This window comes from Marinobacter sp. UBA2498 (assembly GCF_002341575.1).
GTDB classification, from domain to species: Bacteria; Pseudomonadota; Gammaproteobacteria; order Pseudomonadales; family Oleiphilaceae; genus Marinobacter; species Marinobacter manganoxydans.
Map to the genome: position 1 here is coordinate 209 of NZ_DDOI01000036.1, position 14,559 is coordinate 14,767.

At 59.0% G+C, this 14,559-nt stretch carries 14 protein-coding genes; 1 reads left to right on the forward strand and 13 read right to left on the reverse strand.

Going from position 1 to position 14,559, the window contains the following annotated elements; all coding sequences use genetic code 11:
* Positions 1–1,562 (forward strand): response regulator (locus B2W52_RS03715; protein WP_286801397.1); only part of this gene is annotated, 1,562 nt, incomplete at its 5' end.
* Between the two features lie 12 nt (positions 1,563–1,574).
* Here B2W52_RS03715 and pdxJ read toward each other — a convergent pair.
* The 13 genes from pdxJ to B2W52_RS03780 form a co-directional block, all read right to left on the reverse strand.
* Entirely contained in the window at positions 1,575–2,315 is a 741-nt protein-coding gene (pdxJ, locus tag B2W52_RS03720) for a pyridoxine 5'-phosphate synthase (protein ID WP_088557922.1), read from the reverse strand.
* Complete coding sequence (recO, locus tag B2W52_RS03725) at positions 2,305–3,033, reverse strand: DNA repair protein RecO (protein ID WP_273069292.1); 729 nt, start codon at positions 3,031–3,033, stop codon at positions 2,305–2,307. The genes pdxJ and recO overlap by 11 nt, the downstream gene beginning before the upstream one ends.
* A 7-nt stretch (positions 3,034–3,040) precedes the next feature.
* Positions 3,041–3,958, reverse strand: coding sequence for a GTPase Era (gene era / locus B2W52_RS03730; RefSeq protein ID WP_008176182.1), 918 nt, complete (start codon positions 3,956–3,958; stop codon positions 3,041–3,043).
* Positions 3,958–4,647, reverse strand: coding sequence for a ribonuclease III (gene rnc / locus B2W52_RS03735; RefSeq protein ID WP_008176185.1), 690 nt, complete (start codon positions 4,645–4,647; stop codon positions 3,958–3,960). Before rnc ends, era begins: the two co-directional genes overlap by 1 nt.
* Positions 4,644–5,033, reverse strand: a complete 390-nt coding sequence (locus tag B2W52_RS03740; protein WP_008176189.1) for a DUF4845 domain-containing protein — start codon at positions 5,031–5,033, stop codon at positions 4,644–4,646. Before B2W52_RS03740 ends, rnc begins: the two co-directional genes overlap by 4 nt.
* A 26-nt stretch (positions 5,034–5,059) precedes the next feature.
* Positions 5,060–5,866: a signal peptidase I gene (lepB, locus tag B2W52_RS03745; protein WP_014576286.1), complete on the reverse strand. Its 807-nt coding sequence runs from the start codon at positions 5,864–5,866 to the stop codon at positions 5,060–5,062.
* A gap of 12 nt (positions 5,867–5,878) precedes the next feature.
* A complete protein-coding gene (gene lepA / locus B2W52_RS03750) occupies positions 5,879–7,681 on the reverse strand; it encodes a translation elongation factor 4 (protein ID WP_219123012.1) in 1,803 nt (600 codons plus the stop codon).
* A gap of 104 nt (positions 7,682–7,785) precedes the next feature.
* Complete coding sequence (locus B2W52_RS03755) at positions 7,786–10,512, reverse strand: bifunctional diguanylate cyclase/phosphodiesterase (protein ID WP_273069228.1); 2,727 nt, start codon at positions 10,510–10,512, stop codon at positions 7,786–7,788.
* Between the two features lie 126 nt (positions 10,513–10,638).
* The gene (locus B2W52_RS03760) at positions 10,639–12,063 is read right to left on the reverse strand and encodes a DegQ family serine endoprotease (RefSeq protein WP_273017395.1); all 1,425 of its coding nucleotides are present in this window, start codon (positions 12,061–12,063) and stop codon (positions 10,639–10,641) included.
* A 134-nt stretch (positions 12,064–12,197) separates the two neighbouring features.
* Positions 12,198–12,647: a SoxR reducing system RseC family protein gene (locus B2W52_RS03765; RefSeq protein WP_008176201.1), complete on the reverse strand. Its 450-nt coding sequence runs from the start codon at positions 12,645–12,647 to the stop codon at positions 12,198–12,200.
* Positions 12,644–13,618 (reverse strand): MucB/RseB C-terminal domain-containing protein, encoded by a 975-nt coding sequence (locus B2W52_RS03770; protein ID WP_273045818.1) that lies wholly within the window; start codon positions 13,616–13,618, stop codon positions 12,644–12,646. Before B2W52_RS03770 ends, B2W52_RS03765 begins: the two co-directional genes overlap by 4 nt.
* Before the next feature lie 67 nt (positions 13,619–13,685).
* Positions 13,686–14,246, reverse strand: a complete 561-nt coding sequence (locus B2W52_RS03775) for a sigma-E factor negative regulatory protein (RefSeq protein WP_008176205.1) — start codon at positions 14,244–14,246, stop codon at positions 13,686–13,688.
* Positions 14,247–14,261: 15 nt separating this feature from the next.
* On the reverse strand, positions 14,262–14,559 hold a 298-nt coding region (locus tag B2W52_RS03780; protein WP_286801406.1), incomplete at its 5' end, for a sigma-70 family RNA polymerase sigma factor.

A 14,559-nucleotide genomic window follows, 5' to 3' on the forward strand; every position in this document is an offset into this window, starting at 1 on the left:
CACCCGACAGCAATCGGGTAACCCTGCGCCTGAGCATCACGGATTCCGGCGTGGGTCTCTCCCGGGCCCAACAGCAATCCCTGTTCAACGCCTTCAGCCAGGCCGATGCCTCCACCGCCCGTCAATATGGTGGCACCGGCCTTGGGCTGGCCATCTCGAAGCGTCTGGTGGAAGAAATGGGGGGCAAGATCGGGCTCGAAAGCGAGCTGGGTAAAGGCTCCACCTTCTGGTTTACCCTCACCTCGGAGCTTGCCACCAGCGGTGAAGCCATTGCCCCAAGGGATGCCCTGCGTGGTGAACGGGTCATTTACCTGGAGCAACAGAAAACCACCGGGCTGGCCGTGGAACACCTGTTAAGGGACTGGGGCATGGTGGTCGACCGGGTAGCGTCACCGGGCGCCCTGCAGGAACACATTGAAGAGGCCCAGAAAAGCCAGGCGGGCTATGCCGTAGCCATTGTCGGCATCACCCGACACCTGCTCAATTCCAGCCAGTACTGCGGGCTTGTCCGTACCCTGGAGATTGAACGGGATTGCCGGACACTGCTATTGACCCCCACCCTTGAAACCCACGACACACCGCTATCGGGACTTGCCAGCGGCCACCTCACCAAACCGGTGTGCCGAGATTCCCTGTACGATGAGCTTTTGCTGCTGGTGCACGGCATCAATTCCGGCGGGCGGGTCCCCGAGTACGAGATTTCCGCCAACCGTGCAACGACCGCCAATGTGCCGAGAGTGCTGGCCGTGGACGATAACGATGCCAACCTGAAGCTGGTAATGACCCTGCTGGAAGACTGCCAACTGGACGCCGAGGGCGCTTCCAGCGGCTTTGAAGCCCTGAGCAAGGCCAGACAGAAACCCTTCGACCTGGTCTTCATGGACCTTCAGATGCCCGGCATGGACGGGGTGGAAACCACTGCAAGGCTGAGGGAGATGGATACCGGCAATCACCGGACCCCGATCATTGCGTTGACTGCGCATGCCCTGTCGGACGAGCAGGAACGACTGACAAAGCAGGGCTTCGATGGCTACATGCCCAAACCCATCAGCAGTGGCCAGCTCAACGACATCATTCATGAGTACACCGGCTACGTGTGCCCGAAGAACGGCAGCGACGGCCGGCTTCCCGTTCCGGAAGTTCGCGACACCCGTCGGGCCCTGCGGCCATCAACGCGCAAAATGCAGCAGGACTGCGTCAGCGTGGACGAAAGCATTCAACTGGCCGCCGGCAAGGCGGACCTGGCCGAAGAGCTGTTCAGCATGCTGCTGGAGCAGGTCCACGTGGATCGCGGGCGGATCTCGGAACTCTGGGCCAGCCACAGCATGGATGGGCTACTGGAATGTGTTCACAAGCTCCATGGCGCTACCCGCTACTGCGGCGTACCGGAACTGAGAGCCGCAGCCAACCATCTGGAAACGGCCATCAAATGCTCTGCTCCGGATCTGGAGCACCAGAAAGACCAGCTGCTCTCGGCCATGGAGCGCCTGCAGATCTGGAGCGACCAGACCGATTGGCAGCAGCTGTTCCGGGAACGCCATGAGGCCGCCGAAACGACCTGAGGCTGCCCCGTCTCAGACCCGGCTTCGGGCCTGATCGATGATGGCTTTCATATCCCGGACCGCCTCTTTGAGACCGGTAAAGACCGCGCGGGCTATGATGGCATGACCGATATTCAGTTCATTGATGCCATGGATTGCCGCCACTCGCTCTGTGTTGTGGTAATGCAGGCCATGGCCCGCATTCACAATCAAACCCTTTTTGCGGGCGTAGGCGACGGCGTCGGCAATGGTTTTGAAGGCGGCATTTTCAGCCTCTGGCGTTTCGGCCTCGGCATACTCTCCGGTGTGCAGCTCCACTACCGGCGCGCCACAGCGGACCGCGGCATCAATCTGGACCGGATCCGGATCAATAAACAGTGACACCTCGGCACCAATCCGGGCCAGGCGCTCACAGGCCTTGGCAACCCGGGATTCCTGACCCTCGACATCCAGTCCGCCCTCGGTGGTCAATTCCTCACGCTTCTCTGGCACCAGGCAAACACATTCCGGCCGCACCTGTTCGGCAAACGCCAGCATCGCATCGGTTACCGCCATTTCTAGATTCATCTTGGTCTGGAGCACCTCTTTGAGCAGCAGCACATCCCGATCCTGAATATGACGCCGGTCTTCCCTGGGATGGATTGTGATGCCGTCTGCGCCGGCCTCCTCGGCCATCAGCGCTGCCTGGACCGGATCAGGGTACCGGGTACCTCTCGCCTGACGGAGGGTGGCAACGTGATCAATATTGACGCCAAGCAGTACTCTAGGATTCATGGGATTCTCCCCGAAGGTGAGTGAAAAGGCTGCGACTGTTCAGGGGACGCCCCTGGAGAAGGTAATCGATCAGGACTCGCATGACCCGTTTCGCCAGTCGCCGACAGCGCTCAGATTGCAAATCTTCCCCGGCCAGATCGAGCAAAACATCGCCCGGAAGATTTCGCAGGCGCACACCGGGCGACAGCCCGGACACTATGCCCTGCTCCGGATCATAACAATACTCCCCGCCGGGCTCGACGGATTGCCCGGTATCCGTGGCACGATCCCAGGCAAAGTCATAGCCGAGGGCGGAGGCAAAGGCGAGTTCAAAACGCCGAAGCACCGGCTCCACATCTCTGGTGTCGGACAACTGTCCGATGGCATCGATGTAGGCTGCAAAGAGCGTGGGATGGGGATCTGCAGCGGGCAGAATCCGCTGCAACAGTTCATTCAGGTAAAGGCCACTGTAGAGCGACACTGTCCGGGTAATTGTGGGGCCGGCCCGAACATCGACCTGGGTCAGGGTTTTCAGGTCGCCCCGGCCAGCCCAATCCACTATCAGAGGCTGAAAAGGTTGTAGCTGGGCTTTCAGGGGACTTTTGGCGCTGTTGGCTCCCCGGGCGATGACGGTCATCCGGCCATGGTTCAGGGAAAACAGATCCACCATGAGACTGGTTTCCCGCCAGGGACGTCGGTGAAGGACATAGGCGGGCTCCTGCAGCTCAGGCCCCTTCATGGCTGCCTCAGAGGTCGTTCATGCCCAGGCTTTTCAGGGCCCGGTCGCTGTCTGCCCAGCCACGCTTCACCTTTACCCAGAGCCTCAGCATGATCTTGCTGTCGAACATACGCTCCATATCCGTACGAGCTTCCTGACCAATGCGGCGCATCCGCTCGCCCTTCTCGCCGATGATGATCTTCTTTTGACCTTCGCGCTCGACCAGGATCAGGGCGGATATGTGCAGGGTCTTGCCCTCGCGCTTGAACTCCTCGATCTCCACCGCCACCGAATATGGCAGCTCTGCTCCAAGCTGTCGGGTGATCTTTTCTCGGACAATCTCGGAGGCCAGGAATCGCTCACTGCGATCGGTGATCTGGTCGTCCGGATAGAAATGAATACTCTCCGGCAGGAAACGCCCCACGGCCTCTTCCAGAGGTTCCAGATTGGTCTCTTTCAGGGCCGAAAGCGGAATGATCTCGGCAAACTCGCGCTTTTTCGAGAGCATATCCAGATGCGGCAGCAGGCTTTCCCGTTTTTCGATCTTGTCGACCTTGTTCACCGCCAGGATCACAGGGCATTTCAGGCGACTGAGTTTCTCCAGCACCATCTCATCCGCGGTCGTCCAGGCCAGCTGATCCACCACAAACACCACCACATCGACATCAATGAGCGCCGACGTGGCCGCCTTGTTCATGTAGCGGTTAATGGCACGGGGCTCCTCCTCGTGCATGCCAGGTGTGTCCACATAGATCGCTTGCACCGGCCCTACGGTCTTGATACCCAGCACCTGATGACGGGTGGTCTGCGGCTTGCGGGAAGTGATGCTCAGCTTCTGCCCGAGGATATGGTTCAGCAACGTGGACTTGCCCACGTTCGGACGGCCAACGATGGCCACAAAACCGCAGCGACTGTCCGGGTTTTCCGGACGGGTGATATCGTTCATTACTGGTTCTCCACGCCCAACTCTTTCAGGGCGTTACGGGCTGCCTGCTGCTCGGCCACCCGGCGGCTACTGCCAGTCCCGGTGGTCTTTCGGTCCAGCGACGGCAGCGCACAGGATACATGGAATGTCTGGTTGTGGGCCTCGCCGTCCACGGAAATGACGTCATAGCGTGGCAGCGGAAACTGGCGGGACTGGAGATATTCCTGCAAACGGGTCTTGGGGTCTTTCTGGGTGTCCTGCAGGTCGAGCTTTTCCAGACGGTGCTCGAACCAGCGCAATACCTGTTCCCGGCAGGTATGGAAATCACTGTCGAGGTAGATGGCGCCGATGATGGACTCCACGGCGTCGGCCAGGATGGATTCCCGGCGGAAGCCTCCGCTTTTAAGCTCTCCCGAGCCCAATCGAAGGTATGTGCCGAGCTGGAACTCCCGACCAATTTCGGCGAGTGTAACGCCTTTTACCATCCGGGCCCGCAGACGACTCAACTGGCCTTCCCGGGCTTTTTCGAAGTGCAGAAACAGATACTCGGCAATCACCATATTCACAATGGAATCGCCGAGGAATTCGAGGCGCTCGTTATTCTGATTTCCATAACTCCGGTGGGTGAGTGCCAGCAGAAGCCGCTCTGGCGATTTGAACTGATAGCCGATGCGCCGCTGTAACTGATCCAGATCCGGTTGTGAACTCACTTGCCCTTCATCTCATATTTGTGCTTGAAGTGAACCACCGTATCCACATTGCTGAACAGGTTGTTGCGCACTTCGTAATCAACATTGATAACGACCAGATCGCCGTCTTTATCGACCGAAATATTCTTGGCGTCGAATCCCCGGACATTGTTCACGCTGAGCCGTTTGTTGATCAACGTACGGACCTGGGCAGGCCCCATCTGGGAGAGACCTTCGGTGCCATCAAGGCTTTCCAGCGCTTCCTGAATGGTTATGTCATCCAGATAGGCGGGACCAAGCTTGATCACCAGCGTCAGCAGGCCACCAAAAAACAGCACCATCACCATCATGGTCAATGCCGAGGCACCGCGCTGACGGCCCATGCCGGAAAGATTATTTTTCTTCATTACGACTGCGCTCCAGATAGTCCGAGTTACTCGATTCCGCCTACACGATCAAAGGATGGCAGACTGGTAAGGGATTTCCAGTGCATCCAGATAGCAAAGGCCTTGCCCACCACCAGCTCGTCCGGGACCGTGCCCCAATAGCGGCTGTCATTACTGTTGTCGCGATTGTCACCCATGACGAAATAATGACCCTCGGGCACCAGCCATTCGCCCTCACCACCGCCGCCAGACCGGCCCATGGTCAGAAAAATGTCGTGCTCTACTTCACCGAGATCCTCGCGGCGCAGTTCCATCGGCGGTAGCCGCGCGATAAACCGGGTTTCCACCCGATCGCCATTGATGAACAGCTGCTTGTCACGGTAGCGGATATGGTCGCCGGGCAAACCGATCACCCGTTTGATGTAGTTGGTCTGGCCGTCCTCCGGGTAGCGGAAAACCATCACATCGCCGCGCTGGGGATCGCCGACCGGAATCACTTTGGTGCCGGCAACCGGCAGCCTGAACCCGTAGGCGTATTTGTTCACCAGAATGAAATCGCCGACTTCCAGGGTGGGCAACATGGATCCCGACGGAATCTGGAACGGTTCAACCAGGAAGGACCGGAGGACCAGAACAATCGCCAGCACCGGAAAGAACGATCGGCTAAGGTCAACCAGGTAGGGCTCTTTTGGCTCCTCCGATTCCGCCGGGGAGCCTTCATCCACTGCGTCTCCGGTGCCGCTGGCACGGTAGGCAGCCAGACGACGCTCACGAAGAAACAGCTTGTCCGCCAGCCAGATCAGACCCGTTGCAAAGGTCAGTACCACCAGTACCAGGGGAAAATCGATATCCATCCAGGAGGCCTTTTATTTATCCACTTTCAGTACGGCAAGAAACGCTTCCTGAGGCACCTCGACATTACCCAGCTGCTTCATACGCTTTTTACCTTCTTTCTGCTTCTGCAGCAGTTTCTTCTTCCGGCTGACGTCACCACCGTAGCACTTGGCGGTTACGTTCTTGCGTAGCGCCTTCACGGTGACCCGCGACACAACCTGATTACCAATGGCGGCCTGAATCGCGATATCAAACATCTGCCGAGGAATCAGCTCTTTCATCTTTTCGATCAACTGGCGCCCTTTGTGGTGAGCCTGCTCCTTGTGCACGATCAGCGCCAGGGCATCGACACGCTCGCCGTTGATCAGCACGTCCAGGCGGACCAGGTTGGCGGTCTGGAACCGGGTAAAGTGGTAGTCCAGGGACGCAAAGCCGCGGCTGGCTGACTTGATACGATCGAAGAAATCCATCACCACCTCGGCCATCGGCAGCTCATAGGTGAGCTGGACCTGGGTCGTCATGAAGTGCATGTTCTTCTGGACGCCGCGCTTTTCCTCACACAGGGCTATCACATTTCCGATATGCTCCTGAGGCACCAGAATGTTCGCTTCTACGATCGGCTCACGCATTTCCTCAATGGAACCAATATCCGGAAGCCGGGACGGATTGTCTACCGACAGGGTCTCACCCTGTTTGGTAACCACCTCATAGATCACCGTTGGCGCCGTGGTGATCAGGTCGATGTCGTATTCACGCTCCAGCCGCTCCTGGATGATTTCCATGTGCAGCATGCCCAGGAAACCACAGCGGAAACCGAAGCCAAGGGCATCGGAATTCTCCGGCTCGAAAAACAGCGAGGCATCGTTGAGGGTCAGTTTTTCCAGGGCATCCCGGAAATCGTTGTAGTCGTCGGCGCTGACCGGGAACAACCCTGCATAAACCTGGGGTTTGACCTTCTTGAACCCCGGAAGCATAGGCGTCTGCTCGGCGAACTTCTGGTGGACGATGGTGTCGCCCACGGGCGCACCATGGATATCCTTGATTCCTGCCACCACGAAACCGACGTCGCCGGATTCCAGCACGTCGGTGTCCTTAGGCTTGGGATTGAAAATACCGACCTTGTCGGCGTTCCAGGCCTTGCCGGTGGATTTGATGACGATCTTGTCGCCCTTTTTCAGGGTACCTTCGGTCACCCTCACTAGCGACACAACGCCCAGATAATTGTCGAACCAGGAATCGATGATCAAGGCCTGCAGGGGCGCACTTCGGTCACCCTTCGGTGGTGGGATTTTCTTGATCAGATCTTCCAGAACATCTTCCACGCCCAGGCCACTCTTGGCGCTACAGCGGACCGCATCAGACGCTTCAATGCCAATGATGTCCTCGATTTCCGCCGCTACCCGTTCAGGTTCGGCCTGTGGGAGATCCATCTTGTTCAGAACCGGCACAACTTCGAGACCCTGCTCAATGGCGGTGTAGCAGTTAGCCACTGACTGGGCTTCAACGCCCTGCCCGGCGTCCACCACCAGCAGGGCCCCCTCGCAGGCATAGAGCGAGCGCGAAACCTCGTAGGAAAAATCCACGTGGCCCGGGGTATCGATAAAGTTCAGTTTGTATTCCTGCCCGTCACGGGCGGTGTAATTCAGCGTGACACTCTGGGCCTTGATGGTAATCCCTCGCTCACGCTCGAGATCCATGGAGTCCAGGACCTGCTCGGCCATTTCGCGGTCGGTCAGGCCGCCGCAAACCTGGATAAAACGATCTGCCAGCGTGGATTTACCATGGTCGATGTGGGCGATAATGGAAAAGTTACGGATTCGGCTCAGTTCAGTCACAGACGATGAATACTCAGTTAAGACGAAGGATTGAGCCCGGAAGGGCCGCTACCGGGATCCGGGAACGGCGTGATTTTACCGGTTACCGGCCGCCATTGCCATGATCAGGAAATCAGCGGCCGTTCGTATTGCCGGATAAGGAAACCGATGAGCGCATCCTCGTCCAGCGGATAGCTGAACAGGTTGCCCTGACACTGGGCGCAGCCGTGAGTTTTCAGGAAGCTCAGCTGCTGTGGGGTTTCCACACCCTCCGCAACCACCGTAAGGTGGAGCTTGCGGGCCAGGGCAATCACTGCGGAGGCCACATCCGTGGCACTGACATTGTAGGGAATGTCGCGAATGAACCGGTGGTCGATCTTGATAACATCCAGCGGCAGCTGCTGCAAAGCAACCAGTGAACAGGAGCCGGTGCCGAAATCATCCAGTATCAGACAGACCCCGAGATCATGGAGTGACACCAGCAACTCCCTGAGCATTCGCGGATCTTCATTGAGCAGCTCCGCCGGCATCTCCAGCTCCAGCCGCTCCGGCGAGACGCCCGTCTCGGTGATGACCTGTCGGATCATGTCGAGGAAGCCCGAATCGGTCAGTTGTCGAACAGACAGATTCACCGCCATTTTCAGGGATTCAAAGCCGGCCCGTTCCAGGGCCTGAGCCTGAATACAGGCCTGTCTCAAAGCCCATTCACCCAGGCGAACAATCAGGCCGGTTTCCTCGGCAAGACCGATGAACTGCTGTGCCGACACCAGCCCCTTCTCCGGATGATGCCAGCGCAGGAATGCCTCAACCCCAATCACCCGCTCACTGGCCAGATCAATCTTCGGCTGGTAATGCAGAACGAAGCGATCGCCATCCAGCGCCGTGGCCAACTCCTCCTGTTGCAGAAGCCGCCTTGCCGCCTTGATGTTCATGGCCGGGGTGAAGAACTGGAACGTATTCCGACCCAGCTCCTTGGCACGATACATCGCCAGATCAGCGTACTTCATCAGGGTTCCGGCGTCCTCACTGTCGTGGGGAATCATGGTGATGCCGATACTGACCGTGATGCCGACTTCGTGATCGTTCAGCCGGATTCGCTGGCAAAGACTGCGCAGAATGGTCTCTGCGACCTTGCCGGCAGCATCGGAGTCACTGATCCGGGACAGCAATACTACAAACTCATCGCCGCCGAGCCTGGCAACCGAGTCCTCCTCACGGACACAACCCACCAGCCACTGCGCCACCTGGCACAGCAGTTCATCGCCGGAATCGTGCCCCAGGGTGTCGTTGATACGTTTGAAGCCGTCGAGATCCAGGAACATGAGGGCAGCCGGCTCACCGCTCCGGCGACTGCGGCTGACCACGTGATTCAAACGGTCCCGGAACAGTTGCCGGTTCGCCAGGCCGGTAAGCGGATCATAGAATGCCAGCCTGTGCAGCTCGGATTGGGCGGCCTTGAGCTGGGTCAGATCCCGCAGGCTAAGCACAACGCCATTGACGCCTGGCACCGACAACATGGCCGTAAAGGTGCCCTCCATATCCCGCCACTGCCCCTTGGCATCACGGATACGGACCCGGATGACCGGCATCTGTTTGCCCGGCGACTGAACGGAATCGTCAAAGCCTCGCTGCAGCTGGGGCCAGTCGTCACCATGAACGAGCTCCTCAAAGTTCAGGGCCTGAACCTGATCCGGCTCGAAGCCAAGGATATCCAGGCTGGACGGGCTCGCGTACAGGGGCTGCCCGGCACGGTCCATCACCAGGGTGACATTGGCTGCGCCTTCGGTAATCGCCCGATAGCGGCCGGCACTGATCTGCGCCATCAGCCGTGAACGGATCAAGGCAAGCACGAAGAGGAACAACAGGGCACTGATCACCAGGCCACTGCCGAGGACGATCGGAGGCCGCGGATCCGAGGCCAGGAAATCAAATGCGGGCGTGGAGCGCGTCTGCAACAGCCAGTCTCGACCACCATGGCTGATGGTCTGACTCATCTGGAAACTGAATTCGTTGTCCAGGGACCCCAGATTGGAGCCATACATGAGGTTCTGCCGTTCCACGACTCCGGCATCGTAGATCCGGACATCAAGAAACGGCGAGATCAGGCCAACGATGCCGTCGATAAGATTGTTCATCCGGAAGGCACTGAACACATAGCCCGCCAGCATCATGCGACGCTCGGCCCGGATCTCGGGCACTTCTCCCCCCTGGTAGACGGGGTAATACATCAGAAAACTGGCCTGGTCTTCGCCGAGCTCTTCCTGAACCAGCACCACCTTGGCAGTCACCGTGGGGATCGCATCATCCCGGGCCTGCTCCATGGCCTGGCGATGAATGGGATCACTGAAGGCATCGTAGCCGAGGGCCCGTCGGTTCCGTTCCGTGCCAGGCTCCAGGTAGACCATGGGGTAGTAGTAGGGACCGCTACCCAGCGGGTTCACCAGGTAATTATGCACCCCTTCCGCGCGGACAGAGGCAATATGGTCGGCCATCTGGCGTACACCGATACGGCGAACATAGCCAATACCCTGAATGCCCGGGTAGTAGCGGTTGATATCAACCTTGTCCACGTATTCGCGCCATTGATCACGGGAAACGTCTCCGGCCACCGCAAACAGACCGGCACTGCCGGCCAGCACCTGCTCGTAATTCAGCAAGCGCTCTTCGATGGCGGATTTAAGCTGGAGCGATTGGGTGCGAAAACGGGCTTCCGTGCGGTCTTCAACCAGCCGGATAGACACCTGCCAAAGCAATAGGGTGACGGCAACGGCTACCGCGAAGACCAGCCAGGCGACCCAGGCATTGCGAAATTCCAGTAGCTTACGGAGAGAGAGTTCCTGTCTGTTCATCATGGGGCTGGTCCGTTCCATGGCCACTCATTTTTATTGATCCGCCGAGTATAACAAAAGCCCCCGCAAGTGTCGTTTCCAACACCTGCGGGGGCTCTATCTCAGGTAATCCGGATCAGCAGAAGGGTATCAGGGCTTCATCACCAGATACAGTGCCCGACCCTGGCGCACCACCCGGACCGATACCGCCTTGCCCTCGGGCAGCGACTGAACAGCCTCGCGGAATTCCTGCACCGATGTCACCTTCTGGCGATTCATTTCCGTGATCACATCGCCCGCACGGATGCCCGCTTCGGAAGCCGCACCCCGCGCAACGTTATTGACCACAACGCCGCCTTCAATACCCATTGAGTCGGCCATGTCCTTAGGAAGAGGTTCGACCATCATGCCCAGGGGCGCAGAGCCGGGACCATCACTGTCACTGGCCGGTGCGGAAGCCTGCTGGCTTCCCTCCTCGGGAAGGCGACCGATTTCAACCTGAAGCTCGATTTCCTCGCCACCGCGAAGCACTCTCAGTTCGGCAGTTTCACCAACCGGCGTGCGGCCAACCATGGGCGGCAAGTCAGAGGAAAGCTGCACATCTTCGCCGTCATAACTGAGGACGATATCCCCTGCCTGCAGGCCGGCTGCCTGCGCCGGCGAACCGGACATCACTTCGGCAATAAGTGCACCGCGGGGCCGCTTGAGACCAAAGGATTCGGCCAGATCACGGTTCACTTCCTGAATCAGCACCCCGAGCCAGCCACGGGAGACAGAGCCGTTGTCGCGCAACTGACGGAAGACGTTCATCGCATCGTCAATCGGAATGGCAAAGGAGACCCCCATGAAACCACCAGAGCGGGTGTAGATCTGGGAGTTGATACCGACCACTTCGCCCTCCAGGTTAAACAGAGGGCCACCGGAGTTGCCCGGGTTGATCGCTACGTCTGTCTGAATGAAGGGCACGTAGTTTTCCGATGGCAGGGAGCGACCCAGGGCGCTGACGATTCCGGCCGTTACCGTGTAATCGAATCCAAACGGCGAGCCAATCGCAAACACCCACTCACCAACTTTCAGATCCCGGGACCGACCTACCTGAACGACAGGCAGATCATCGCCGTTTTCAATTTTCAGCACGGCCATATCGGAACGAGGGTCTGTTCCAACCAGCGTCGCGGGCAGCTCGCGCCGGTCATTCAGCCGCACGATGATCTCATCAGCTCCCTCGACCACGTGATTATTGGTCAAGACATAACCGTCCGAGGAGACAATGAACCCGGAGCCCATGGAGCGGCGTGGCTGGGAGTTGCCAGGCCCACCTCCAAACGGAGACTGGGGGCCGCGGAAGAAATCCTGGAAAAACTCGGGAAGCTGTTCGAGCTGACGCTCATCAAACGGCATCCCGGGAGCGCCGGAATTGCGGCGCGTGGGCTCTGTGGTCGTACTGATGTTCACCACCGCACCGGCGTTATCTTCAACCAGCTCGGTAAAATCAGGCAGGCTTCGGGCTGAACTCGCCTGACTCCAGCCCGCCAACACCATGGCGGACAGCAAAATCAGCAAAGCGGCCGGCATCCTTCCGGGTATGAAATTACGTGACGACTGGGCAACTGCTGTTGCACTCGACATGTTGTACCCCCTGTTGTGCTTACACCTAGGCGTAGTTTTGAGTTCGGCCCACCGATTTTCAACTTACAAAACCGTAGGGTTTACAGACAGTTTTCAGAGGCTATCCGGCTTACCCGGACCAGGCGGGGCTCATACTCCTTGCCGCCCGCGTCTTGCAGTTTGCGTCCTGCGAAAAAACCCAGAGCCAGGCCAGCGACAGCGGCCAGCATCGCAGCGCCGTCGCTACCACCGGACATCTGGTGCCCGAGGATACTCGCGACAACCATCAGGATCAGTGGGACGGCGTAGACCAGAATGGAAGCACCCAGCAACGCCTGCTCATCGATTCCAATGGTTACTTCATCTCCCACCCTGGCATTGACCGAGTTCGTCACCAGAATCTGGTTGGCGCGCCCGCCCGAGGCAGCCGCCAGGACTTTCTGACCACAACCGTTGCGGGCAGCACAACTCTGACAGGCGCTGGTTCGGATCGTCTGGACCCAGACCTTGTCGCCCTTGAGCGCGACCACTTTTCCGGTTTCAGTAATCACGGCTCACCCGCACCCAGGGCCACCGAGTCTTCAATACGCACCGATTCGGCAACCTGGCGCGCAGTCTGCGGAGGCAGCTCACCCACGACGGTAACCAGAAAAGCGCTATCCCCTTCCGTCACCTGATGCATATAAACGGTGGTGGCGCCAATCAGGGAGGCGCCCGTCGGCATGCTAACCGGGCCAGCCGGCTCAACGAAGACCGAAAAAGCGGCCAGGCCATCGGAGAAGGCAACGGCCTGGCCCTTGCCGGAGCGGGGCGCCGCCGCAGGGACAAACCCTTCCGGGCGCCAGCCAAGCTGCCACCCATCCATACGCTGGACCACCGATGCCGTAACAGCGGGCTCATCCAGCGTTCTGGAAATTTCCCGGCCCTCGGTGCGGATCTCGAATTCGCTATCGGGAATGTCCTCGCCGATGTGCAGGCTGGTGAACTGAAACTGCTCGAGCACTTCCCCCTCGGCATTACGAACGTGACTCTTGACCAGAAGACCGGTGGATTTCTCCAGCCAAAGCCGATGACTGTAGCGGTAGGAATCCTTGGCGCTTAGCGCCACTGAAACCACGTCATACCCTGCAACCCGGTCCTCACCTTTCATTTCCGCCCGATACCAGTGGCTGACCGGCATCAGCTGACTGGTGAACGCTTCGGCGAACGGGCCTGAAGGAATCACCTGGTCAAGCTTGACGCGGCCTGTCTCAGGGAGCACGCAGACCACATTCATGCCTTTGCGAACAATTTCTCCACTGCCGCCGTCCTGCAGAACCAGCCGCTCCTCTACAACGCCATCATTGTAACGATGGGCAATCTGCATTGAGTGTACGCTCTCGCCCCGGGCGTATACGAACACACCGCGGTAGGACGTCATGTTCAGGGCCGGACCCAGCCTTTCAAGCCAGGCGGATGCCTCGTCTTCGTCCGCGGCAGCCGGCAGCGACCCAGCAAGCGCGAGCAAAAAACCCACGAGCATGGACAACGCACGGCTTGGGACAACATTAATTAAGACTCGAGGCATGATTAAACTCTCGCTCCGGGGTTCAGTAGCCGGCACCATTGGCACTGACCAGACGGGCATAGCCGACGGCGCCCCGCCCGGCGCCAACACTGTTGTGCTGTGCGTGTTCCAGCAGGTAGCGACTCATATACTCCCACTGTTCCTCATCAAGACCCTGCAGGGCAATTTCCCTGACCGGCTGGTCCTGCACAGGCGTTTCTGGTGCAGCTGCGGTCACCGGCTGAACCGGCCCGGTCGCGGATGAATCCCAACCGGCACCCGCACCGAACCCGACCAGCAGCGCCATGGCAACCATGGCGGCAGCCGGCCAGTGCCAGCGGCCGGACCTGGTGGCCTGTACGGCAGCTTCAGGCCTGACCGCGGTGGTGCCCCGCCCGTCAAGCCGTTCACGGACGCCCACACTGACGTCCATACCGTGGGCCGGCGAGTGGCCGTCATGCATAAGGTCGCGAACATCCTGCCAACGCTGCCACTGCGCCCGAACCTCGTCCTGGCGATCGTGGGAAAGCAGGCGACGTACCGAAAGTTCGTCAGCTTCGTCGTCCATCATGGCGGACAGTGTTTCTCTGAGACGATCATCCATGGGATGCAACCTCAATTACGTCACCGAGTGATTGAGTAAAGGCCCGAGATGCCGATCAACCGCATCCCGGGCCCTGAATATTCTTGAACGGACAGTACCGATCGGGCACTCGAGGATACCCGCGATATCCTCATAGCTCAGCCCATCGTATTCCCTGAGCAGAAAGGCAGAGCGCAACTCCTCAGGAAGCTGGGCGATCGCCTTGTTCAATTCTTTCTGGAGCTGTTCCCGTTGCAGGAGCCGTTCAGGCGAAGCGGTGTCACGCAGCCGTGAACCGTCATCGAAATTCTCCGCTTCCGCCGAGTCGGCACTG

Excerpts from the sequence above, each read along its gene's own strand:
- era (WP_008176182.1), bottom strand. The coding sequence starts at position 3,958 with ATGAACGATATCACCCGTCCGGAAAACCCGGACAGTCGCTGCGGTTTT.
- B2W52_RS03775 (WP_008176205.1), bottom strand. The coding sequence starts at position 14,246 with ATGGATGATCGTCTCAGAGAAACACTGTCCGCCATGATGGACGACGAA.
- lepB (WP_014576286.1), bottom strand. The coding sequence starts at position 5,866 with ATGGATATCGATTTTCCCCTGGTACTGGTGGTACTGACCTTTGCAACG.
- B2W52_RS03740 (WP_008176189.1), bottom strand. The coding sequence starts at position 5,033 with ATGAAGAAAAATAATCTTTCCGGCATGGGCCGTCAGCGCGGTGCCTCG.
- recO (WP_273069292.1), bottom strand. The coding sequence starts at position 3,033 with ATGAAGGGGCCTGAGCTGCAGGAGCCCGCCTATGTCCTTCACCGACGT.
- B2W52_RS03760 (WP_273017395.1), bottom strand. The coding sequence starts at position 12,063 with ATGCCGGCCGCTTTGCTGATTTTGCTGTCCGCCATGGTGTTGGCGGGC.
- B2W52_RS03770 (WP_273045818.1), bottom strand. The coding sequence starts at position 13,618 with ATGCTCGTGGGTTTTTTGCTCGCGCTTGCTGGGTCGCTGCCGGCTGCC.
- B2W52_RS03755 (WP_273069228.1), bottom strand. The coding sequence starts at position 10,512 with ATGATGAACAGACAGGAACTCTCTCTCCGTAAGCTACTGGAATTTCGC.
- pdxJ (WP_088557922.1), bottom strand. The coding sequence starts at position 2,315 with ATGAATCCTAGAGTACTGCTTGGCGTCAATATTGATCACGTTGCCACC.